Origin of the sequence: Limimaricola cinnabarinus (assembly GCF_047631075.1) — a bacterium.
Classification (GTDB): domain Bacteria; phylum Pseudomonadota; class Alphaproteobacteria; order Rhodobacterales; family Rhodobacteraceae; genus Limimaricola; species Limimaricola cinnabarinus.
The window spans coordinates 1-20,378 of record NZ_JBLHYX010000034.1; the positions used below are offsets into that span (position 1 = coordinate 1).

The following is a 20,378-nucleotide window of genomic DNA, read 5'->3' on the forward strand; positions in this document are numbered from 1 at the left end:
CACAGCTCGTCGTCTCGATCCGCGAGCGCGACGACCGGCGAGTGCCCGTGGGCGATCCGTGGGACGGGCGCAGCCTCGAATGGTCGATCCCGGCGCCCGCGCCGGAGTGGAACTTTGCCGTGCTGCCGAAGGTGAAGACCCGCGACCCCTTTACCGAGGCCAAGGAGCAAGGGCGCGCCTACCGGTCGCCAGAGGATTACGAGGACGTCGAGATGCCAAGGCACAGCGCCTTCGGCCCGATCGTCGGAGTCGCGGGGTTCGCCTGCGCCTTCGGCCTCGTCTGGTACATGTGGTGGCTAGCGATCTCGGGGGCGCTTCTGGGCCTCGGGGCGATGCTCGCGCGCGGCTTTGCGCGCGACACGGTGCGGATCATTCCGGCAGCGGAGGTCCGCGAGGCGCATGAAAACTGGCTCGCCCTGGTGCGCACCACGCCGCGCATCCCCCGGCACGAGGAGAACACGCCCGCAAATCTCGGACATGCGATCCCGGCCTCGCAGGAGAAGCAGCCATGAACACCGAAACCGGTCGGCACCCCGGCCTCAACCTCGGCAGCGGCCATGCCGAGGCGCATGGCGAGGCCGAAGCGCTGGTTTTCGGTTTCTGGGTCTTCATGATGAGCGATCTCGTGACCTTCGGCCTGCTGCTCGCCACCTATGTGACGATGCTCGACAACCTTGCGAGTGGGCCGGGGCCGAAGGACCTATTCGAGCTGAAGCCCGTCTTCATCGAGACCCTCGTGTTGCTGACCTCGAGCCTGACCTACGGCATGGCGATCCTGTCGCTGAAGCACGACCCGGGACGCCGCCTGCGCCCGGTGCTGGCTTGGCTCGGGCTGACGCTGATGCTTGGCCTTGCCTTCGTCGCGATGGAGGCCAAGGATCTGCACGCGCTGCTGGCCAAGGGCGGCGCGCCGCAGCGCAGCGGTTTCCTCTCGGCCTTCTGGGCGCTGGTGCCGCTGCATGCGCTGCATGCCACTGCCGCCGCGCTCTGGCTCATGGCAATCGCGGCGCAGATCTGGCGCTTCGGCCTCGACACGCCGGTCAAGACGGCACTGCTGCGCTTGGGCGTGCTGTGGCATTTCCTCGACGTGGTCTGGATCGCCATCGTCTCGGTCGTCTTTCTCGGAGGCCTCGCATGACCGCACCCGTCGAAACCGAGGACGAGACCGGCACGCCGGACGGCACGCCTCGGCAGGAGCTGCGCTCTTATCTGTGGGGCTACGGGCTGTCGCTGCTGTTGACGCTGCCGGTTTTCGGAGCGGTGGCGTGGGACTGGCTGCCGCGCGGGACGCTGTGGTGGGCGATCGGTGCGGCGGCGCTGGCGCAAGTGGCGGTGCAGTTCCGCTTCTTTCTGCATATCCGGCTCAAGGGGCAGGCGAGGGAGGATCTGCAGCTCATCCTCTTCACCGCGCTGATCCTTGGCATGATGGGCGGCGGCACGATCTGGATCCTGCACAACCTTGATGGCCGGATGGGCGGGCCCTAAAGACCTAGGAATCGTGCGCCGAAATCAGGCCAGGCCCCCGAGGCCCATCGCGATCCCGAGCCCCGCACTGACGGCCAGCACGGTCATCGGGCCGAGGCGAAACCGGAACACCGCGATCGCCGCCAGTGTCACGAGCACCAGCGCTGCGACATCGAGCGAGCCGAGCACGGGCACCTCCATGTCGATCCCCCCGCCGGTGATCGTCCGGACCTCGTCGAAGACGACATGCAGACCGAACCAGATCGCGAGGTTCAGGATCACGCCCACCACCGCGGCGGTGATCGCCGTCATCGCCGCCGTCAGGGTCGCGTTGCCGCGCAGCCGCTCGATGAAGGGCGCGCCGAGAAAGATCCACAGGAAGCAGGGCGCGAAGGTCACCCATGTGGTGAGCAGCCCGCCCAGCGTGCCCGCCAGCAGCGGCGGCAGGCCGCCCGCCTCGCGAAACGCCCCCATGAAGCCGACGAACTGCGTCACCATGATCAACGGCCCGGGCGTCGTTTCGGCCATGCCCAGCCCGTCGAGCATCTCGCCCGGCGCGAGCCAGCCGAAGTTCTGCACCGCCTCCTGCGCGACATAGGCCAGCACCGCATAGGCCCCGCCGAAGGTCACCACCGCCATGACGCTGAAAAACCCGGCGATCTGCGAATAGACATGGGCCGGTCCCGCCAGCGCGAAGAGGAGCGCGACCGGGGCCAGCCACAGCACGAGGAGCACCGACGATATCCGAAGCGCCCAGCCGCGGTTGACGCGCGTGTGCTCGGGCGTCTCCTCGCCCAGGAGGGTCTCGGTGTCATCGACCTCGGGACGGCCCAGTCCGCCATGCCCGCCGCCGCCGCGGAACGCCGCCAGACCCGCGCGGACGCCGAGATAGCCGATCGCCCCGGCCGTCAGGATGATCAGCGGAAAGGGCACGCCGAAGACGAAGATCGCCACGAAGGAGGCGGCGGCGATGGCCAGCATCGCCGCGTTCCTCAAAGCCCGCGTGCCGATGCGGATCACCGCCTGCACGACGATGGCCAGAACGGCCGCCTTGAGCCCGAAGAACAGCGCTTCGACCGGTCCGACATCGCCGTAAAGGGCGTAGACCCAGCTCAGCACCATGATCGCGACGATGCCGGGCAAAACGAACAGCACGCCTGCCACGATGCCACCCCGGGTGCGGTGCGTCAGCCAGCCGATATAGACGGCGAGCTGCATCGCCTCGGGGCCGGGCAGGAGCATGCAGTAGTTGAGCGCGTGCAAAAAGCGCCGCTCGCCCAGCCATCTTTCCTCCTCGACGAGGATGCGGTGCATCAGCGCGATCTGACCGGCTGGCCCCCCAAAGCTGAAAAGCCCGATGCGGGCCCAGATGAGGGTGGCCTCGGACAGGGTCGGGTAGGGGCGGTCATGTGTCATTCCGGGCTCGGTCTGTTCATGGGCCAGTCGTGCGTCTTGTACTTGGCGATGCGCAGCGCATCACGGGGATGTCAAGATCGCGCCGCTGCTGCGCGCCGCCAGCCCCGATCACGGCCCCCGTCACAGAAGGGCGGTTCTTTGCCGGTCGCACCTGAAAGGCGGCTCCGGGCGATATCCGTGCCTTGAGCGGCGCCTCACGGTCCCGGCTCCGCCGCCCAGCATCCGAAGCGGCAAATCGCCACCTCTTAACGGTCGCGCGCGGCCGATGCTTTCGAAACGGCGTGCGATGAAGTAGGGGTGGAAACACCCGACGTTGCGCGAGAGAGCCGGACGCCTGATGAAGACCTGGATGCCCCTTTGTGTCTTGCGGATCATGGTCGCGGTGTCGCTGCTCATCGGCACCATGGCCTTCGAGGCAAAGCACGCGCATGCAAGCCCTGTCGGGATCAGCACCGAAGAGCAGCACCGCGATCAATCCTCCCACGCGAAAACCAACTGTCACGCGGCGCTCAGATGCAATGCCCTGACTACGGGCGACGGCATCGTCCTGCCGGTGCGTGAAGTGCGCGCGCGGCGGCTCAGTCCCACGCCCCGGCACGATCGTGGATCGGGCCATATCCTTCGGATCGCGACGCCGCCCCCTCGATCGCCGGTTTGAGCCCTTCTTCAAACCGGACAAGCGAGTGAGAGATGAACCCATACAGAATGACGGCCATCGCCCTGACGGCGATCATGGCCGCGGCCGTGGCGGGCGCGCATAACGGCGCCACCGGCGTGGTGCGCGAACGGATGGAAGGCATGGTCGCGATGCGCGATGCCATGCGCGACCTGACACCGATGATGCGCGGCGAGGCACCGCACGACCAATCGGCGGTCGCGGCCGCCGGGCGCGCGATCGCGCAACATGCGGGCGAGGCGATGACGGCGCTTTTCCCGGAGGGAAGCGGTGGCGGCGTGTCTTTTGCCAAGGAAGCGGTCTGGGCCGCGCCTGACGACTTCTCGGCGCTGGCCGAAGAGCTGCGCCGCCATGCCGAGGGGCTGGTGACCGCAGCGCCCAACCCCACCGCGCCGACGAATGATGCGCATGCGGGCATGGATATGGGCACAAGTGCCGATACGGGCGGACAAGCCGGCATGGACATGAGCGGTCAGGCCGGCATGGACATGAGCAAACATGCGGGCATGGACATGGGCGGGGCGGCGGAGCCGCCATCCGGCCCCGGCGCGTCCTATTCGGTGGCACAGCTCATGGGGCTCGAGTCGCGGAAGGCCGCGACCCAGCCCGGCGGCCCACAGATCGGGGTGGGACGTGATCCGGTCTCCATGGAGAGCAACGCGCCGGATTATGCCTCCATGGCGGCGAGCGATGTGTTTCGCATGATCGGCGAGACCTGTTCGGCCTGCCACGGCCGCTACCGGTCGGGGAGTTGAGCATGAAGGGACTTCTCAGGGGTGTCATCCTGCTGGGCGTGATGGCGGGCGGGGCTTATGCCGGGCTGCGCGTGTGGCCCATCGGGGACACGCCCTCTCGCATCACTCTCGAGGGCGACGCACGGCGCGGCGCCTATCTGGCGCGGGCCTCGGGCTGCGTCGCGTGCCACACCGACACGGCGGCGGATGGCCCGGCGCTCGCGGGCGGCGCGCCTCTCGACACGCCCTTCGGCAGCTTTGCGCCGCCCAACATCACGCCCGATTTCGCGCATGGCATCGGCGGCTGGAGCAAGGACGATCTGGCGCGCGCGCTGCGCGAGGGAATATCGCCTGAAGGCGCGCCCTATTACCCGGCCTTTCCCTTCGAGTTCTACGCGGGCTTTTCGGATCAGGACATCGCGGATCTCTGGGCGGCGCTGGCCAGCGTGCCGCCGGTGGCCGAGACGCGGGCCGAGAGCGATGTCGCATTCCCGTTCAGCATCCGCGCAGGGCTGAAGCCCTGGCGCGCGACAGCGCTCCGCGAAGCCGAAACCGCGCCGGTGCTGGGCCGATCCGAGGAGTGGAACAGGGGCCGCGAACTGGTCGATGGGGCCGCGCATTGCGGGGCCTGCCATACCGGGCGCGGCCTTCTGGGCGGGCTCGATGCGCGGCCCTTCGGTGGCAATGACGACCTGCCCGGCGGCTCCGCAGCACCGTCGATCCGTGCCGACGACCTCAGGGAGGAGGGCTGGACCGCAAGCGCTCTGGCCTATGCGCTCGAGACCGGGATCACCCCTTCGGGCGACGTGTTCGGCGGCTCCATGGCCGAAGTGGTGGAGCAGGGGACCAGCTTTCTCGACGAGGCCGACAGACGGGCCATTGCCACCTATCTGCTCGACGCCACGCTCGCCCCGAAAGCCTCCGACGCGCTTGCGCAGCTGCGCTGATCCTTCGGACCAAATCACCGGCGCGCCAAGCTGCGCGGCGGATCGAACCCATTCGAAAGAAGACTGATGAACAAGACGATGATATTCGGCGCCACGGGCGTCATCCTTGCCGGCGGGCTGCTGTGGATCGCCTCGACACCCGATGACGGCGGCATGGCCGGACACTCCATGACCCCGCCCGATACCTCCGAAATCGCACAGGGCGCGCCGATCGCGCAGGTCGCGCTGCCCGCCGCGCTTGATGAGCAGGCGCAGATGGGCAAGCGGGCTTTCGAGGCCGTCTGCGCCGACTGCCACGGCGCGAACGCCGCGGGGCAGAACGGCATCGCGCCGCCATTGGTGCACAAGACCTATGAGCCAAGCCACCATGGCGACTACGCCTTTCTCGCCGCCGTGCGCAACGGCGTGAGATCGCATCACTGGGGCTTTGGCGACATGCCCCCGATCGACGGGCTGACGGACGCGGATGTCACCAATGTCGTGGCCTATGTACGCGCGCTCCAACGCGAAAACGGCATCGACTGAGGCGGCGTGGCAAAGGGGCGCGCGGCATGGCGCCGATGTGATCTCGCCCCCCTGCGCGGCCCCTTGCGCTGCGCGCGGGACCTGCCATGTGTCGCCGTGTCATGAGCCATCGAATCCGCCTCCCCGCCGCCTTGCCCGCCCTTTTGGGGGTGGTGCTCTTGCTGCTGGCGTCGTCGGGCTTTGGCGGTGGCGCGGCCGAGACGCCGGGGGCTTCTATCCACCAGGCCGAGCATCATGTCCCCAAGGGGCATCACGACATCGCGCATGACGCGGCCTGTGCTCTGATGTGCCTTGCACAGCGCCCTGTCGGCGCCGGTCCCGAAGGCTACCGCGTCCTCGCGCGCGGGGCGGAAGGGCCTTGGAGCCAGTTGCGGCTTTCGGTCGAGGGGCGCACGCCCGCGCCGCCATGGCATCCGCCCGAGATCGTCTGACTTTCTTCCGTGTTCTCTCCCGGTCCGCCGGGGCCCTTCACGCGCGGCGCAACACGCCGCAAGGATGACAGACAGATGACCCAGATTTCCCGCCGCGGCTTTCTCGCCGCCAGCGCGGCCATGGCCACCACCCTTTCCATGCCCGGCTTCGCCCGAGGCCAAACCGCGGCGCTCGCGCTGCGCGCCACCCGCCGGACGCTCGACATCGAGGGGCGCGCGGCGTCCGTCATGGGCGTGCTCGGCCCCGATGGCCGTCCCGGCCTGACCCTCGATCCCGGCCAGCGCTTCGCCGTCCGGCTCGAGAACCAGCTCGACGTCGAGACGCTCATTCACTGGCACGGGCAGATCCCGCCCAACGCGCAGGACGGCGTGCCGAACCTGCCGATGCCGCCGCTGGCGCCGGGCGAGAGCCGCGACTACGACTTCGCGCCGATGCCGGGCACCCACTGGATGCACAGCCACATCCCGACGCAGGAGCTCGGCATGCTCGCCGCACCGCTGATCGTGCGGCGGCCCGAAGACCTCGCTGCCGACCGCCAAGAGGTGGTGATGTTCCTGCACGATTTCTCCTTCAAGGCGCCCGAGGAGGTGATGGAGGAGATCACCTCCGGCATGGCGATGCAGGGCATGGATCACGGTGCCATGTCGGCGATGGGCGGGATGCGCATGGATGGCGCGATGGCTGGCATGGACCATGGGTCCATGACCGGCTCCGAGCCGATGACCGCCGATCTCAACGATTACGACTTCGACGCCTATCTCGCAAATGACCGCACCCTGTCGGACCCCGAGGTGGTGAGCGTGGAGCCGGGTGGGCGGGTGCTGCTGCGGGTGATCAACGCCGCGGCCGCCACAACCTTCTGGATCGACAGCGGCACCGCCCCGGCGCGGCTGGTCGCCGTCGATGGTCATCCGGTACAACCGCTGCCGGGCCGCCGCTTCGCCGCCGCGATGGCGCAACGGCTCGACATCGAGATCGACCTGCCGGGCGGTGGCGCCTTCCCGATCCTCGCGCTGCGCGAGGGCGCCGTCGAGCGCACCGGGATCGTGCTGGCGAGCAAGGGCGCGCAGGTCGAGAAGATCATCGGCACCGCCGGGCAGGCCGCCCCCGCCTTCGATCTCAAGCTCGAACAGGAGGGGATCTTGCGTGCCGTGTCGCCGTTGGCCGAGCGTGCGGTGGACCGCAAACAGATGGTGATGCTCGGCGGTCAGATGGAGCCCTATGTCTGGACCATCGACGGCAAGGTCTGGGAAGAGCGTCAGCCGGTCCCCGCGATCAGCGGCGAGCGGGTGGAGTTGATGTTCCACAACATGTCGTCGATGGGGCACCCGATGCACCTGCACGGGCACGTGTTCCAGGTCGTCGAGATCAACGGGGTGCGCTTCTCGGGCGCGCTGCGCGATACGGTCTATGTGCCGCCGATGGCGGCCGTCACCGTGGCGCTCGACGCGGGCGAGGCGGCGCGCTGGATGCTGCATTGCCACCAGATGCCACACCTCGCGAGCGGCATGATGACCGAATTCGCCGTTCAGGCGGGCTGAGCCGACAGCGGCTGCCCGCCACGGGGCAGCCGTGACCCTCGATGCGCCATGGCAAGGCAGATGGCCACCGGGCGCATCCACATTCCTTGAAATCCTTGAAATGCGCGTTTGCGCCCGCCTGTGGGCATGACGCGATCCGGCGGCACCGGCACCGGCACCGGCCTCGACATCGAGGCCGGACTCTAGACGAACCCCAGCAACATAACGAAAGTCTCGACCAGATGTCGACGAATGCTCAACCCAACGAAGTGACCTTCACCGCCCCGTGGGAGGTTTTCAAACCCTACTTCTCCTATCTCACCATGTTCCTCGGTATGGGCCTGATCTCGGGCTCGCTCGTGCATGCGGCGCAGCCGGACATGCGGTCCTATGCCCTGCTTCTCATGACCATCGGTGCCGCGCTCTTCGCCTTTGGCTCCTATCTCAACGAGGTGCTGTTCAAGACGGGCATCCTCGGCGACAGCGTCCTGAAATACGTGTCGGTCTCGCTTTTGCTGGCGGTCGGCATCGGCATGGTGTCAGGCGCGGCGCAGCATTTCTACGACACGCCGATTTTCGCGAGCTGGAGCGCGCCGATCGGCGTCTTCGTCTCCTCGCTCGCCTTCGCGATCCGGCAGGGCTACGTGCTGCATCGCCGGAACTGGATGCTGATGATCCTCGGCGGCCTCGTCTTCGCCTCGGTCTTCCATCTGGGTCTGCGCGCATATGCGGAGAGTTTGCCGACGAGCCCCGGCCATCATGGCGGGGCGTCCCCGGCGGCGCATGTGGATGATCATGCGGGCGGTCATGGCGAGCTCGGTGACGCGGTTGCGACACCCGCGGATCAGGGGACGATGTCCGGACACTGAGTCCAGCATGGACCAACGGCCGATCCGTCGAGAGCATCCGCTCGAACACGGCGCAAACATCGCCAAGCCCGGTTCGAGCCGCTGGCCGTCAGAAACGAAACCGGCCGCCCCCATGGAGGGGCGACCGGTGTGATGGCCTTCTTCACTCTGATATCGGCATGGCCAAACCCGACCAGGTACGCCGCCACCGATCCCCTGCGAGCCGGTGGCGGCGATCATACGGATCAAACAGCGCAGTCGAGAAAGCCGCGATATCCGACGGTGAGACCGCGATCGAGGTGGAACACCATCTCCGCGTCCGCGCGGCGCAGGCCGGGGTTCTCTTCGGTCCAGTCGGCCTCGGGATCCGGCGTCACGGTGATCTCCGTGCCTTCCGCGGTGAAACGCGCGCCATCGTTCAGGCTGTCTACCGCGACCGCCGTGTCGGCGGCGAGCGAGATCAAAGTGCCCGACAGCTTGATCGCGCCGCTCTCGTCCGCCATGGCGAGGATCGGCTCGCCTTCGTTCGTGCGGCGAAACTCGCAGGCAGCCCCCGCCTCCAGCACGGTCTCGACCTCTTCGGGCTTGAGGCCCTCGGGATCGAGCCCGGCCAGCTCGGCCGACCCCAGCGCCTCATCGACGGTGCCTTCGGAGGCCGGGGCCTCCGGCTCGCCCAGCTCCGGCGCCGCGGCGTCGCCGTTCTCCTCGATGTCGGCGATCAGGTAGCGCATTTCGCCGATCTCCTTGCGCTGCGCCGCGATGATCTCGTCGGCAAGCTTGCGCACCCGCGGGTCCGAGATGTTGGCCCGCTCCGAGGTCATGATAGCGATCGAGTGGTGCGGGATCATCGCGCGCATGTAGCTGGTGTCGCCCACCGTGGCCTGACCGCGCACGAGCCACAGCGTCAGGCCGAAGACCACGACCGCACCGGCGTAGATCGCGATGTTGATCGCGCGGCTGGCATACATCGACAGCATGAAGCTGAGCATGATCACCGCCATCACGGCCCCCATCAGGAGGGCCATGTAGGTGCGTGTCTCGCTGAAGAAGAGGTGCTCGAAGGCGTAGGTGTTGATGTACATCAGCCCGAACATCACGATCGTCGAGGTCGCGATCATCGCGGCAAAGCGCCAGTAGGACATGGGGGTCTCCTTGTTACTCGGTATGGGGAAAAGTGATGCCGCCATGTCCGCCGGCGGTAGCGGCAAGGCACTGGCAGGTCTCCGGCTGCGGGCCGGGGAGGTCGTTGAGGGTAGCGGCGATTCTGCCCATCGCCGCCACGTCATGATCGAGGTCGAAAATCGGCGTGCCCGACATCGTCGCGCCGTTCATGGCCAGACAATAGATTTTGGGACCGAGCGTGTCAGGGGCCGCTGCCGTTTCGATAGGAGAATCAGCAGGGGCCTTGTTCCTATCATCCTGCGGATCGGTCGCTGACCGACCGCCGAGTCTCCCGTGACGAGGCATGCGCGCATGGCGACCAGGGCTCATGGCAAGTTTCCTTGCTGCAAAGGCACCAATCAGGCGCCCGATCTTCGACGATACCCTCTTGGGGTATGGCGGGAACCATCGTCCGGTCGAATGGTTCCAAGTTCGGAGGCGAACGACATGCAGGAAAAGCAGAACAAGGTGGCGATACAGAAGCGTCTCGCGCGCCTTGAGGGCCAAGTCAGGGGCATCTCCCGGATGGTTGAAGAGGACCGCTACTGCGTCGACGTGCTGATGCAGACAGCGGCGGTACGCTCGGCGCTCAGGTCTGTGGAGCGGCTCCTGATCGAGGATCATGCCAACCATTGCATGGAAGCGGCGATCCAGTCGGGCGATCCCGACCAGCAGCGCACCAAGTTCCAAGAGATGGTCGCGCTCCTCGAAAAAGCACGGGACTGACCGAGGGGGTCGCCTCATCCTCATCGACGCGCAGGTCGCAGCCGCACATCGAAGCCTCACGTTCCGTCGGCGCGCAGAGATCTTTCGTCTGCGGCAGCTCTGATTACGGTCATGACGATCCACGGTTGCAGGGCCGACGCGGTTCCGCGCCGGCCCGCAAGCCTTACTCGGCCGGGTAGGGGCGGGGCATGCCCTCGGCGTCGATCATCACCACGTCGAGTTCGGCCTCCGGGTCGTCGCCCATACCGGGTGCGCCCATCGGCATGCCGGGCAAGCTCAGGCCGATCGCCTCGGGCTTTTCGGTAAGAAAGCGCGACAGGATGTCGGCGGGCACGTGCCCGCTGACCGCGTAGCCGTCGATCAGCGCGGTGTGGCAGCCCTGCTGGCCAAGCGGAATCCCGGCCTCGGCGTTGACCGTGGCGAGGTCGTAGGTCTCGACGATCTCGACCTCGTAGCCGTTCTCACGAAGGTATTCGGCATGGGCCGCGCAGCAGCCGCAGTTCGGGTCCTTGTAGAGGGTCATGGTGCCCGCCAGTACCGGCAGGGCGGTGAGGCTGAACAGCGTGGCGGTGGCGAGGGTCCTGAGGCTTTTCATCTGTCGTTTCCTTGTGTTTCAGGTCAGACCGCGTCGGCGACGCGGATCAGTGCCGCCATCCCGGCGGATCGGTGGGCGAGGACATGGCAATGCAACATCCAATCGCCCGGGTTGTCGGCCTGGAACGCGATCTCGACGCGCTCCTCGGGGGCCATGAGAACGGTGTCGCGCCATTCGCGATGCGCAGTCGGTCGGCCATCGCGCGACATCACGCGAAAGACGTGGCCATGCAGGTGGATCGGGTGCCACCAGCCGGTGCGGTTCTCAAGCCGGAGAACATGCGAGCTGCCATGCTCGGCCGCGATCAGCGGCGGGCCGTCATGACCGTCCGAGGCGCGCCCGTTGACGAACCACATCCGACCTTGGCGCATCTGCTCGATCATGGCCGGTGCTTCGTCACCCATCATCATCTGCCCCATCATGCCACCGTTGAAAACGATGTCGTGCCGCACTGCACCCGCCAAATCAGGCTCGGACAGCGGATTGGGCGCGAGCGCCATGTCCCAGTCAGGCGCACGTGCGCGCAGCGGCGTATCGCCATGCACCAATGTGGCGACGTCATAAGCATCGCCAGAGCGGAACAGATCGCGCACCGTCACCGCCGCGCCCGGCTCGCCAGTGGCGTCGAGCACGATATCGGCCCGCATCCCCGGCCCGACCAGCACCACGCCGCCCTCTGGTGCATGCGGCGCAACCGGTTGGCCGTCGAGCGCGACGACGACAGGGGCGAGCGAGCCGAAATCGAGCGCGAGGACACGCGCCGTCGCGGCGTTGACGATCCTGATGCGCAACCGCTCGTTCGGCACGACCTCGATGCGCGGCGCGGGCCGGCCGTTCAGCGTGACATGGCTGCCGATCCGCCCGCCATGCATCGCGTCATGGGCGCTGTCAAAGCCGGGCGCGACCTCTCCGCCACGCTCGAGCCGCCAGTCCTGCAGCATCCAGACGAGATCGCGATCGACCCGGATCGGGGTTTCCTCCTCGACGATCAACGCGCCAGCGAGGCCTCGGCCCAGCTGTTCGGCACCGCCCATATGCGGGTGATACCAGTAGGTTCCGGCATCAAGCAGGTCGAACTCGTAGAGGAAATCCTCGCCCGGCCCGATCGGCGGCTGGGTGAGATGCGCCACGCCGTCCATGGCGTTCGGCACCCGCAACCCATGCCAGTGAATGCTCGTCGGCCTGTCGAGACGATTTCGCGCGCGTAGCTGCAACCGCTCTCCTTGACGAAAGCGAAGCTCGGGGCCCGGAAGGGCGCTGTCATAGGCCCAGACAGGCGTGGCCGGGCGGGGCGGCGGAAGCAGTTGGGCCCGAGAGGGGCCGATGGTCAGGTCGATCATCGCGCCCGCCTCGGACGGGGTGGGCAGCAGCACCGCGCCGCCGAGCGCCGCGGCGCCCGAAAGAAAGCCCCTCCGGGAGAGGCTGGTCAAGTTTGTCATTTTGGATATCCTTGATCGGATCGCGCCGCGCAGGCGCGGCTTTGCCCCTTGGGGCGAACGACATCAGACCAAGTGGCGGGGTGGCTCCAACAACGGGGTCGGTCGGGTGCTTGCCGATGGGCCGCGATCGAAACCCACGGTCAGATCACGGCCTTGAGGATCGAACACGCGCGCAGTCGCCTGCGCGCCCGAAGCAGCGAGCATCGACCCACAAGGAGCGGTCGTCTTACAATGGGCGCCTCCCATGCTTGTCTCCTCCGGACAGTCCGAGCAGTCGGACATCCTCTGTGTCGAGGCGACATCGTGCACGCCAGACACCGGCCCGGCCGCGGCGGACGAAAGCTGCGTCGCCAAACCGAACAACAGCAGGCAGAGGGCAAGGACACGGGCCATGCGTTTTATATGGTCTCTTCCGGCCGGCTTCTTCAAGAGCCAAGGGTCCGTTGTTCATAGTGTCACGGGTGACGCTCCTGAACGACCTTCCGGTTCAAGAACGGTGAAAAGTCTGAGCCTATATCCAAAACGCGAAAAGCACCCCCGAAGGAGCGCTTTTCCGTTTTTAGTGGTTGGCTCCGGCGGTAGGGATCGAACCTACGACCAATTGATTAACAGTCAACTGCTCTACCGCTGAGCTACGCCGGAACATGGGGGCGATATACAGTTATCTGATCGAGACTGTCCAGAGGTCGCGCCAGAAAAAATCCGCTCTCCTCACGTCAGGCTGAAACGCGCGTCGGCAAGGTCGCCTCCAGACGGGACGACGAGGTGCCGCTCCATGAGATCGACGAGGTGCGCCAATACGTTGCGTCGGGCAGCGAGATGCAGGGCGGGGGGAACGTCGGCGTAGAGTCGAGCTGTCAAATCCGATGCGTCGCAGGGCCCGGCACGCAGCGTGTGAAGGATCTGGGCCTCGCGTTCGGCACGATGCGCGATGAGCCAGTTGATGCGGGCGATCGGATCATCGACCGGGTCGCCGTGGCCGGGATGAAGACGCCGCGGGGCTCGGGCCCGCAGCCGGGCGCAGGAGCGGCGGAACGCCGCGAGGTCGCCGTCGGGGGGCGAAATCAGCGTGCTGGACCATCCCATGACGAGATCGCCGGAAAACACCGTGTCGCGCCAGGCAAAGCACAGATGCCCCGCCATGTGCCCGGGCAGATGCAGCGCCGTCAGAGGCGAATTCTCCAGCGCGATCTGGTCCCCGTCCTGCAGCGTCTCGTCAGGGGCGAAATCAAGGTCGAGACCCTCACCACCGCCGAGACCCGCGCTGGCAAGCCGCTGCATCACGGCGCTGCGGCCCGCCGTGGCAGCGCCAAAGCCGAAGACCGTGGCCCCGGTGGCCTGCGAAAGCGCGCCCGCGAGAGCGGAATGATCACGATGCGCATGGGTGACGAGAATCGCCTCGACCGGCCGGCCGTCGATCCCGACCAGAAGCGCCGACAGATGCGCCGGATCGTCCGGGCCGGGGTCGATGACGCAAAGCCTGTCCCGGCCGAGAAGATAGCTGTTGGTTCCCGGCCCGGTGAGCGGCGAGGGGTTGGGGGCCAGCAGCCGCACCAGACCAGGCTCGATCTGCTCGGACGTGGCGTCGGTCATGCTTTTCCTTTCCGACCGGGGCGGCTAGCGTGCGCCATGGTCTTCGACTGGTTGAAACGATGGATGCCGCGCGGGTTGCAGGGCCGCGCCGCGCTGATCCTGCTGCTGCCCGTGGTCACCCTTCAACTGGTGATCTCGATCAGCTTCGTGCAGCGCCATTTCGAAGGCGTCACGCGGCAGATGACAAGGTCCGTGTTGATCGACCTGCGCTATCTGTCCGATAGCGTGGACGCGGCACCAGACCGGGCCGCGGCGGCGACGGTCGCGCGGCAACTGGGCCGCCCGCTCGAGCTCGAGACGCGATTCGCGGCACCGCCGGCAGAGGGCGATGCCGTCCGGGTCATCGATCTCTCGGGGCAGGCGGTCATCGCCACGCTGCGCGCCGGGCTCGACGGGACCCTCGCGGTCAGAATCGGAGCGAGCCGCCGGGTGACGGTCTGGATCGACACGGTTCATGGCCCGCTTGAGGTGCGGTTCGACCGGCGCCGTGTTTCGGCCAGCAACCCGCACCAGCTGATCGTGTTGATCGTCGTTCTGGGGGCGCTCCTGACCCTCGTAGCCTACCTGTTCTTGCGCAACCAGCTGCGCCCTGTCACGCGGCTCGCGGCGGTGGCCGCAGCCTATGGCAAGGGGCGCGTCGTGCCCTACAAAGCCGGGGGTGCCGCCGAGGTGCGCGCCGCCGGCATGGCGTTTCTCGACATGCGCAACCGGATCGAGCGGCAGACGCAGGCGCGCCGCCTGATGCTCTCGGGCATCAGCCACGATCTGCGCACGCCGCTCACCAGGCTGCGGCTGGGGCTGACGATGCTGCCGGACGAGGAGGCGGCGCTTCTGGTCGGCGATGTGGACGAGATGCGTCGCCTGCTCGACGCGTTTCTCGACTTTGCCCGCGGCGACGCCTCCGAAGAGGTCGAGACGGTCGATCCCGCGCAGCTGGTGACGCGCATCGTCGAGGACGCGCAGCGGACCGGGCAGGCGGTGATCCTGCGCCCCGTGCAGGGCGAGAGCCGTCCGATGCCGTTGCGCACTACGGCGCTGCGCCGTGCTTTGGAGAACCTCATCGGCAACGCGTTGCGCTATGGCAGCCGCTGCGAGGTGTCGCTGCTGGTGACGCCGCGCGGGTTGCGGCTTCTGGTCGAGGATGACGGGCCCGGTATTCCGGAGGACCGCCGCGAGGAGGCAATGCGCCCCTTCACCCGGCTCGATCCCGCGCGCAACCAGGATCTCGGCACCGGGGTCGGGCTTGGCCTCGCCATCGTGGCCGACATCGCGCATGGCCATGGCGGTGCGCTGCATCTGGGCGACAGCGAGCGGTTGGGCGGGCTCAGGGCCGAGCTGGTTCTGGCGCGCTGACCCCGCCGCGCCCGAAGCTGCCCACGGCATGGGCGGTCAGCAGACTCAGAAAAAGGTTCTCGCCGCCGCCTTCGACGATCATGAACAGACCACTGAGCATCGCCTGATCCGGCCAGTAGAAGCCGACGAGAGTGTGCAGCGTGTCGATTCCGATGGCGCAGGCCGCGACACCGGCGAAAAACACGCCGATGCCCATGGCGCGGCGGCGCAGTGCAGGCGCGGCACGGCGCCAACCCACCCATAGCGGACCGAGACATACGAGGCCGAGGCCAGCCCACACCACGATCTCGCAAAGCTGGAAAGCGAGGCTTCCGATGCGATCGTACAGTCCGGTGCCGAGAGCGAGCGCGATGCTGCCCTGCTCGTGCAGGCGCCCGGCATCGTCGGCGACAGCGAGCAGAAAGGCCAGCGCGATCGCCGCGGGCAGCGGCGCCCTCTCGCGGCGCCATGCGATCAACAGCGCCGCCGCCGCACCGAGCCATTTGAGATAGTTCAGCATCTCGGCGAGGCCCCAATCGTGATCGAACTGCAGGGGCCGGGGCCAGTGAACAGCCGGATCGAGCGCCACGGCCACGCCAAAGACCACCCCGATCGCCAAGAGCGCCAGATCAAGCGGGATCAGGACGAACAGAACCCGGCGGTCAAGCCGTCCGAGCCCCCATGGCAATTCGATCATCCGTCCAGCTCCGTTTCGCTTCGTATCGCAGCAGCCTGCCATGCCGGAGCCAAAGCGGTCCAGAACGCCGTGAGGGCGCACCTGCCGAAGTTTCGCGATCGTCCGCCCGTCGGAACCGAACCGTTCCAATGCAGGGGGCGTTGAACCGATAACCGAAACAGGAGGACACGATATGCTATATAAATACCTTCTTCCCCTGCCGCTGCTGCTTGCGGCCTGCTCCGACATGCAAGGCGGCAGGTCCTTGGCCACCAATGCCGGCGCGGACGGCACCGTCTTCAATGACGAGGATCGCCCTGATTATCGCCAAGGCGGCGATCCGATTCTGAATACCAGCGGCGGCCTGAACGACGATGATGACGACGAGTGACGTCGACGCGCGCCGGCCATTCGTATCATCGCCGAGCCCGGCGTGAGACGAACATGTGTTCCGGCGGGCACTTCTTTGCCACAAAGAAAGAATTATTTCAATATTTTCAGTACACCGGCTGCAGTTCGGCGGGTGTGTTTGCCTCCCCTCCGGGGCATTTTCTGCCACCGTTTATGTCGCCTGAGACATGAAAAAACCGCCTCGAAGGGCGGTTCTTCTCAGGCTTGAGAGGTCAGCTTGGGTCAAGGGAGCAAGATAATCTCAGCATCCCGGCGACGATAGAAGGTACGACCGATACCATCGGCGTCGTTCACTGGGCCGATCTCAGCCGCCGCCAGACGCGCCTTGGCATATCTTTTTGAGGAACCGACTTGGGCTGCGATTTCTGTTAGGGCAACGTGGCTTGCGAGAAACCTTTCGATCTCACTGCGGGGCACAAGGTTAATCTTGCCACCTTCGGCATTCTGAACGGAATGCACGTGCAAATAGGGATGACCGTGAGCATCGCGCAGTGCGAGGAACTTCCGTACACCGTAGCGCTTGATCCCAAGCAAGCGGGCCGCCTCAGCGAAACCAACGAGATCCCCAGAGCTTCCCCGTGTCAGTACCGCGCGAATTTCCTTGGGGTCTACAAGTACGCTCATGAAGCGCAGCTCTGGATTAATGCATTCGACCGTGCGGAGCTGGCTGGCGAGCAGGGCCCTGGCGATATCCACCACCGACCAGCCCGATGCGCGCGCAGCCATTGGAATGTCGCACATGCCGTCGGTGGCCTTATCGACATGGCACGCTTCTCGTAGAAGATCCTGCAAGAAGACCTCTGCATCATCCCTGGAGACGTGCAGAGAAGCGTTCCTACCGCGATCCCCACGCCCGATGATCTGGGGCAGAATGTCAGCGCCGACGAGCTGTTCTGCCTGGGCGCGACCGCAATTGAGAAATTTTCGTAGTTCCCGGCTCGAAAGTGCCGTCTGGAGGCGAGTAAAGAGGGCTTCGGCCGCTGCTGCATCGAAGACGGTATCTCGCGATGGCTGCTTCGGGTCGCCCTGCAGCATGTCTGCATAAAAAAGCGAGCGGTGAACCGTCGCGGCATGGGACCCCAGCTTACGCGCCAAAGTGTAGACGTTGTGCTTCTTGACCTGTGTGACCATTTCGCCGAACAGCATTGTGCCGGCTTCGACTGCGAAGTTGTCGGTTACGTAAGCCCGCGCGACATCCTTGATCGGGCCGAACGGCTTCTGCTTTTCGCCATCCTGAAGCCAAGCATAGAAGAACCCGAACACTTGCGGAGGGCCGCCACCAAACCCAGCGGCCTTGGCACGCTCGTGGACGCTCCGTAAGGCCGCGCAGATACCATCTTCACCCTCGACGGCATGATTGAAACCGGCAGCACCCGCGGCGTCGAGGTCTGAAGCGGAGACGCAAGGCATCTTCCGCGTCACATCGCACGTCATAAGGAGTCCCAGCATTTCGCAGGCCCGAACGGCGAGATCGACGGGCTGCGCGTCAAGCCAAGCAGGCCCGGCCTCTCCTGCAAGACGGTATTCGACATAGCGCTGCAAGGACGACGGCACCCTGTGCTCAGCGGTTTCAAAGAGGCGCAGAAGCCCGGAAGCGTTGGGTGCCACCTCGTCCATGTGCTGGAATCTGTGGGACTTCGCCGCGATCGGGGTACGTACCAATGCAATATCATGATGCGGACAGGTCCGCACCGGCTGGAGCCGCCAGGAGATCCGGCCCACGCGGAGCCCGCCGGAGGGGCTTCCCGGCGCTGCGTCCTCAAGCAGGCATGCCGGGCAAAAACTCGTCTGCTTGAGATTTACGAACTCGGTATGAAACTGTTCGTTACCGAGAGCGCGAATGCGCGGCTGGACCGACCTGATCACCATCCGATGCAACTCGTCACGGGGCTGGCCGGTGATCTCGGTGATCCGGTCGAAAGTGTCGGGTGCTGGGTCGATGACGGCAGCCCGCGACAAGTTCAGCGCATTGAGAAAAGGGAACACGTCCATTCCCGCGTGGAACGCAGCGACCCGGCGCAGGTAGCTTGTAATGGTCTCATCCGGAAGCACGGGAAGGATCGGACGCAAGGTCATCGTCAGGCGGCTTTCTTGCCGCGCTTGGTTTTCAGCGCGGCCTTTCCACGCACCTTCTCCTTACGGGCTGCCTGCAAACGGTCCCCAATCTCGTCATCATCCTCCAGCTCAATCGTCATGAAATCCTCAACGGCGAAGACGTTAGCTGTCACGGGACAACCTTCTTCCCTCGCCCAGGCGGTTTCGAAATGTTCCCCGGCCAGTGTCTCGTCGCCGGCGCGTAGGGCCTCCTCGATCGCAGCGAGGGTGATCTCCACACAGCGCCCAAAGCGGTAACGTGCTCCATGGATGAGACGGACGGCGACATCGTCGCGCATGCCAAGCTGCAGGCCGGCCCTGTCGGCATAGAACGCAATCATCTTCCGGATGCTGGCCCCATTCGCGCCGACATCGAGGGCCGGCTCGATGACCTTGCGGAAGCGGCGGTTCACCTGGGCGTCTAGGCGGGTGATGTCTAGCAAGCGTTCGGTCCCGCCAAGCAACAGAACGACCGGATGGTCGCCTTGCATGAGAGACTTCATCATACGGAACATGGTGTCGGTCTCGCTGCCCGAATTCGAACGAAACATGTCATGGGCCTCGTCGACAACAACCAAGCTGATGTCGAGCCGGAGCAACCGATGGCGCACCATGCCCCAAAGCTCATGCACCTTGGCGCGGTCACTCACTTTATCGACGCCCAGCTTTTCGAGGAACTGACCGGCGAGACTTCGGAGGCTGGCAGGGCTCTTGACGGTAACGTAAATGTATCGCGGCACCCCGGTTTCAGGGTTGTTGGCAAGGGCCTCGATGCTGCCGATCGCATGAAGCATGTTGGTTGTCTTGCCAGCGCCGGGGCCGGCAACCAGGATGACGCCATGCGTCTCGGTGCCGGCGGTAAAGCGGACGGGCATATGGGTGAGCATCCCATCGGGCCCCGGCTCGAAGAGACGTGCGAAACTTTCGTTCAGGTTTCTGTAGCTCGGCGTTCCAATGTGCAGGTCGCGCAGCGCGCCCATGATTGCGTTGATTTCAGCAGGCGATTTCTTCATGCCACTGCTCCTTGGTTCGATGGTCATGCCGGAAAATCGAGTTCGTCATCATCTTCAGTGCCTCCGTTGCGCTCGTCGTCCGCGCCGGAACCGGTGTCGCTGGTTTTGGTGGCTGCTTGAGACGAACCGTCAGCAGCCGGGGCACCGTTGGATCCAGCAGGCGGAAGCAGTGCGTGCCGATCGAGATCGATCCGCGGCCTTTCCTCACCGTGGAAGGCCGGAGGCACGGGAATGACGGTCCATCCACGCCCGTCGGATGGATCGGTGGTTTTCGCGCGGGTTGGCACGACCGAGAAGCTGGTCAGGGCGTCGGATTCGACCTTCTGCAGGCGTTCTTCGGTCCATGCATGATCGAGGATATGGAATGCAGCTTTTGCCTGCGCGTTCATCGCCTCGATGTCGCGGAGGGCCTGATCGACGACGTCCTCTTCCCACTCCCTGCGCTTAGGGTCCGTTGCTCGTAGCGAGCGGCAGGCGCGCAGCCAAGTGGACGCATGCACACCGTGGAACGCGGCCAAAGAGGCCGGCACCGTTTGCCATGCCCCGTCGAAATGCACCTCGATCGTCCCGAGGTTTTCCTCGTTCCAACGCACCTCTAGGGTCGTCTTGCCATGCTTGAAAAAGAACTCGGCAAGGGTTTTGGAGTGGTATTGAACCGCCCCGGGTTCGCCGGAGGCTGATTGGTTTCAGCTACGCGGCCATGCTCGATGTTTCCAGAGCCGCGTAGTAATTTGCCTCCGCCTCTGCGGGAGGGATGTTGCCGATGGGCTCGAGCA

The 20,378-nt window shown here is 65.9% G+C and carries 22 protein-coding genes, 1 tRNA gene and 1 pseudogene; 13 read left to right on the forward strand and 11 right to left on the reverse strand.

Going from position 1 to position 20,378, the window contains the following annotated elements; all coding sequences use genetic code 11:
- From ACJASC_RS16845 to ACJASC_RS16855, 3 genes and pseudogenes are all read left to right on the forward strand, one after another.
- Positions 1-512 (forward strand): annotated as a pseudogene (locus ACJASC_RS16845) (cytochrome ubiquinol oxidase subunit I); the annotation flags it as partial.
- On the forward strand, positions 509-1,138 hold the full coding sequence (locus ACJASC_RS16850; protein ID WP_415147029.1) for a cytochrome c oxidase subunit 3: 630 nt from the start codon (positions 509-511) through the stop codon (positions 1,136-1,138). The pseudogene ACJASC_RS16845 and the gene ACJASC_RS16850, both read left to right, overlap by 4 nt.
- On the forward strand, positions 1,135-1,485 hold the full coding sequence (locus ACJASC_RS16855) for a cytochrome o ubiquinol oxidase subunit IV (RefSeq protein ID WP_415147030.1): 351 nt from the start codon (positions 1,135-1,137) through the stop codon (positions 1,483-1,485). Before ACJASC_RS16850 ends, ACJASC_RS16855 begins: the two co-directional genes overlap by 4 nt.
- Before the next feature lie 24 nt (positions 1,486-1,509).
- Here ACJASC_RS16855 and chrA read toward each other — a convergent pair whose 3' ends face one another.
- Positions 1,510-2,880: a chromate efflux transporter gene (chrA, locus tag ACJASC_RS16860; protein WP_415147031.1), complete on the reverse strand. Its 1,371-nt coding sequence runs from the start codon at positions 2,878-2,880 to the stop codon at positions 1,510-1,512.
- A 337-nt stretch (positions 2,881-3,217) separates the two neighbouring features.
- Here chrA and ACJASC_RS16865 point away from each other — a divergent pair, with 337 nt between their 5' ends.
- The 7 genes from ACJASC_RS16865 to ACJASC_RS16895 all read left to right on the forward strand — a co-directional run bounded on the left by ACJASC_RS16865 (position 3,218) and on the right by ACJASC_RS16895 (position 8,583).
- The gene (locus ACJASC_RS16865) at positions 3,218-3,538 is read left to right on the forward strand and encodes a hypothetical protein (RefSeq protein ID WP_415147032.1); all 321 of its coding nucleotides are present in this window, start codon (positions 3,218-3,220) and stop codon (positions 3,536-3,538) included.
- Between the two features lie 32 nt (positions 3,539-3,570).
- On the forward strand, positions 3,571-4,311 hold the full coding sequence (locus ACJASC_RS16870) for a cytochrome c (protein ID WP_415147033.1): 741 nt from the start codon (positions 3,571-3,573) through the stop codon (positions 4,309-4,311).
- A gap of 2 nt (positions 4,312-4,313) precedes the next feature.
- Positions 4,314-5,237 carry a cytochrome c family protein gene (locus tag ACJASC_RS16875; RefSeq protein WP_021692929.1) on the forward strand — a complete coding sequence of 308 codons (924 nt, stop codon included), beginning with the start codon at positions 4,314-4,316 and terminating at the stop codon, positions 5,235-5,237.
- A 66-nt stretch (positions 5,238-5,303) separates the two neighbouring features.
- Positions 5,304-5,762 (forward strand): c-type cytochrome, encoded by a 459-nt coding sequence (locus ACJASC_RS16880; protein ID WP_021692928.1) that lies wholly within the window; start codon positions 5,304-5,306, stop codon positions 5,760-5,762.
- 101 nt (positions 5,763-5,863) lie between these two features.
- The gene (locus ACJASC_RS16885; RefSeq protein ID WP_131505504.1) at positions 5,864-6,193 is read left to right on the forward strand and encodes a hypothetical protein; all 330 of its coding nucleotides are present in this window, start codon (positions 5,864-5,866) and stop codon (positions 6,191-6,193) included.
- 75 nt (positions 6,194-6,268) lie between these two features.
- Positions 6,269-7,735, forward strand: coding sequence for a multicopper oxidase family protein (locus ACJASC_RS16890; RefSeq protein ID WP_021692926.1), 1,467 nt, complete (start codon positions 6,269-6,271; stop codon positions 7,733-7,735).
- 248 nt (positions 7,736-7,983) lie between these two features.
- Positions 7,984-8,583, forward strand: a complete 600-nt coding sequence (locus tag ACJASC_RS16895) for a hypothetical protein (protein WP_415147034.1) — start codon at positions 7,984-7,986, stop codon at positions 8,581-8,583.
- 224 nt (positions 8,584-8,807) lie between these two features.
- On the opposite strand, the gene ACJASC_RS16900 is transcribed toward ACJASC_RS16895, so the two are convergent.
- Both ACJASC_RS16900 and ACJASC_RS16905 read right to left on the reverse strand, forming a co-directional pair.
- Positions 8,808-9,704: a DUF305 domain-containing protein gene (locus tag ACJASC_RS16900; protein WP_415147035.1), complete on the reverse strand. Its 897-nt coding sequence runs from the start codon at positions 9,702-9,704 to the stop codon at positions 8,808-8,810.
- Positions 9,705-9,717: 13 nt separating this feature from the next.
- Positions 9,718-9,894 (reverse strand): hypothetical protein, encoded by a 177-nt coding sequence (locus tag ACJASC_RS16905; protein WP_415147036.1) that lies wholly within the window; start codon positions 9,892-9,894, stop codon positions 9,718-9,720.
- Positions 9,895-10,170: 276 nt separating this feature from the next.
- Here ACJASC_RS16905 and ACJASC_RS16910 point away from each other — a divergent pair, with 276 nt between their 5' ends.
- Positions 10,171-10,449, forward strand: a complete 279-nt coding sequence (locus ACJASC_RS16910; RefSeq protein WP_045319695.1) for a metal-sensitive transcriptional regulator — start codon at positions 10,171-10,173, stop codon at positions 10,447-10,449.
- A 163-nt stretch (positions 10,450-10,612) separates the two neighbouring features.
- On the opposite strand, the gene ACJASC_RS16915 is transcribed toward ACJASC_RS16910, so the two are convergent.
- From ACJASC_RS16915 to ACJASC_RS16930, 4 genes are all read right to left on the reverse strand, one after another.
- A complete protein-coding gene (locus ACJASC_RS16915) occupies positions 10,613-11,044 on the reverse strand; it encodes a DUF411 domain-containing protein (RefSeq protein ID WP_021692921.1) in 432 nt (143 codons plus the stop codon).
- 23 nt (positions 11,045-11,067) lie between these two features.
- Positions 11,068-12,483 (reverse strand): multicopper oxidase family protein, encoded by a 1,416-nt coding sequence (locus tag ACJASC_RS16920; protein ID WP_415147037.1) that lies wholly within the window; start codon positions 12,481-12,483, stop codon positions 11,068-11,070.
- Positions 12,484-13,050: 567 nt separating this feature from the next.
- Positions 13,051-13,125 (reverse strand) — tRNA-Asn (locus ACJASC_RS16925).
- A 69-nt stretch (positions 13,126-13,194) separates the two neighbouring features.
- The gene (locus ACJASC_RS16930; protein WP_415147038.1) at positions 13,195-14,076 is read right to left on the reverse strand and encodes an MBL fold metallo-hydrolase; all 882 of its coding nucleotides are present in this window, start codon (positions 14,074-14,076) and stop codon (positions 13,195-13,197) included.
- A gap of 36 nt (positions 14,077-14,112) precedes the next feature.
- Here ACJASC_RS16930 and ACJASC_RS16935 point away from each other — a divergent pair, with 36 nt between their 5' ends.
- A complete protein-coding gene (locus tag ACJASC_RS16935) occupies positions 14,113-15,429 on the forward strand; it encodes an ATP-binding protein (protein ID WP_415147039.1) in 1,317 nt (438 codons plus the stop codon).
- Here the strand turns inward: ACJASC_RS16935 and ACJASC_RS16940 are convergent.
- Positions 15,401-16,105, reverse strand: a complete 705-nt coding sequence (locus ACJASC_RS16940; RefSeq protein WP_415147040.1) for a hypothetical protein — start codon at positions 16,103-16,105, stop codon at positions 15,401-15,403. The two genes, ACJASC_RS16935 and ACJASC_RS16940, sit on opposite strands and share 29 nt — an antisense overlap.
- Before the next feature lie 244 nt (positions 16,106-16,349).
- Here ACJASC_RS16940 and ACJASC_RS16945 point away from each other — a divergent pair, with 244 nt between their 5' ends.
- A complete protein-coding gene (locus tag ACJASC_RS16945) occupies positions 16,350-16,475 on the forward strand; it encodes a hypothetical protein (protein WP_268744191.1) in 126 nt (41 codons plus the stop codon).
- 242 nt (positions 16,476-16,717) lie between these two features.
- Here the strand turns inward: ACJASC_RS16945 and ACJASC_RS16950 are convergent, their stop codons facing one another.
- The 3 genes from ACJASC_RS16950 to ACJASC_RS16960 are packed head-to-tail and all read right to left on the reverse strand — an operon-like array spanning position 16,718 to position 20,195.
- On the reverse strand, positions 16,718-18,571 hold the full coding sequence (locus tag ACJASC_RS16950; protein ID WP_415147041.1) for a TniQ family protein: 1,854 nt from the start codon (positions 18,569-18,571) through the stop codon (positions 16,718-16,720).
- Positions 18,572-18,573: 2 nt separating this feature from the next.
- Positions 18,574-19,602, reverse strand: coding sequence for an ATP-binding protein (locus ACJASC_RS16955; RefSeq protein WP_415147042.1), 1,029 nt, complete (start codon positions 19,600-19,602; stop codon positions 18,574-18,576).
- A gap of 23 nt (positions 19,603-19,625) precedes the next feature.
- Complete coding sequence (locus tag ACJASC_RS16960; RefSeq protein WP_415147043.1) at positions 19,626-20,195, reverse strand: hypothetical protein; 570 nt, start codon at positions 20,193-20,195, stop codon at positions 19,626-19,628.
- Positions 20,196-20,378: the final 183 nt, after the last annotated feature.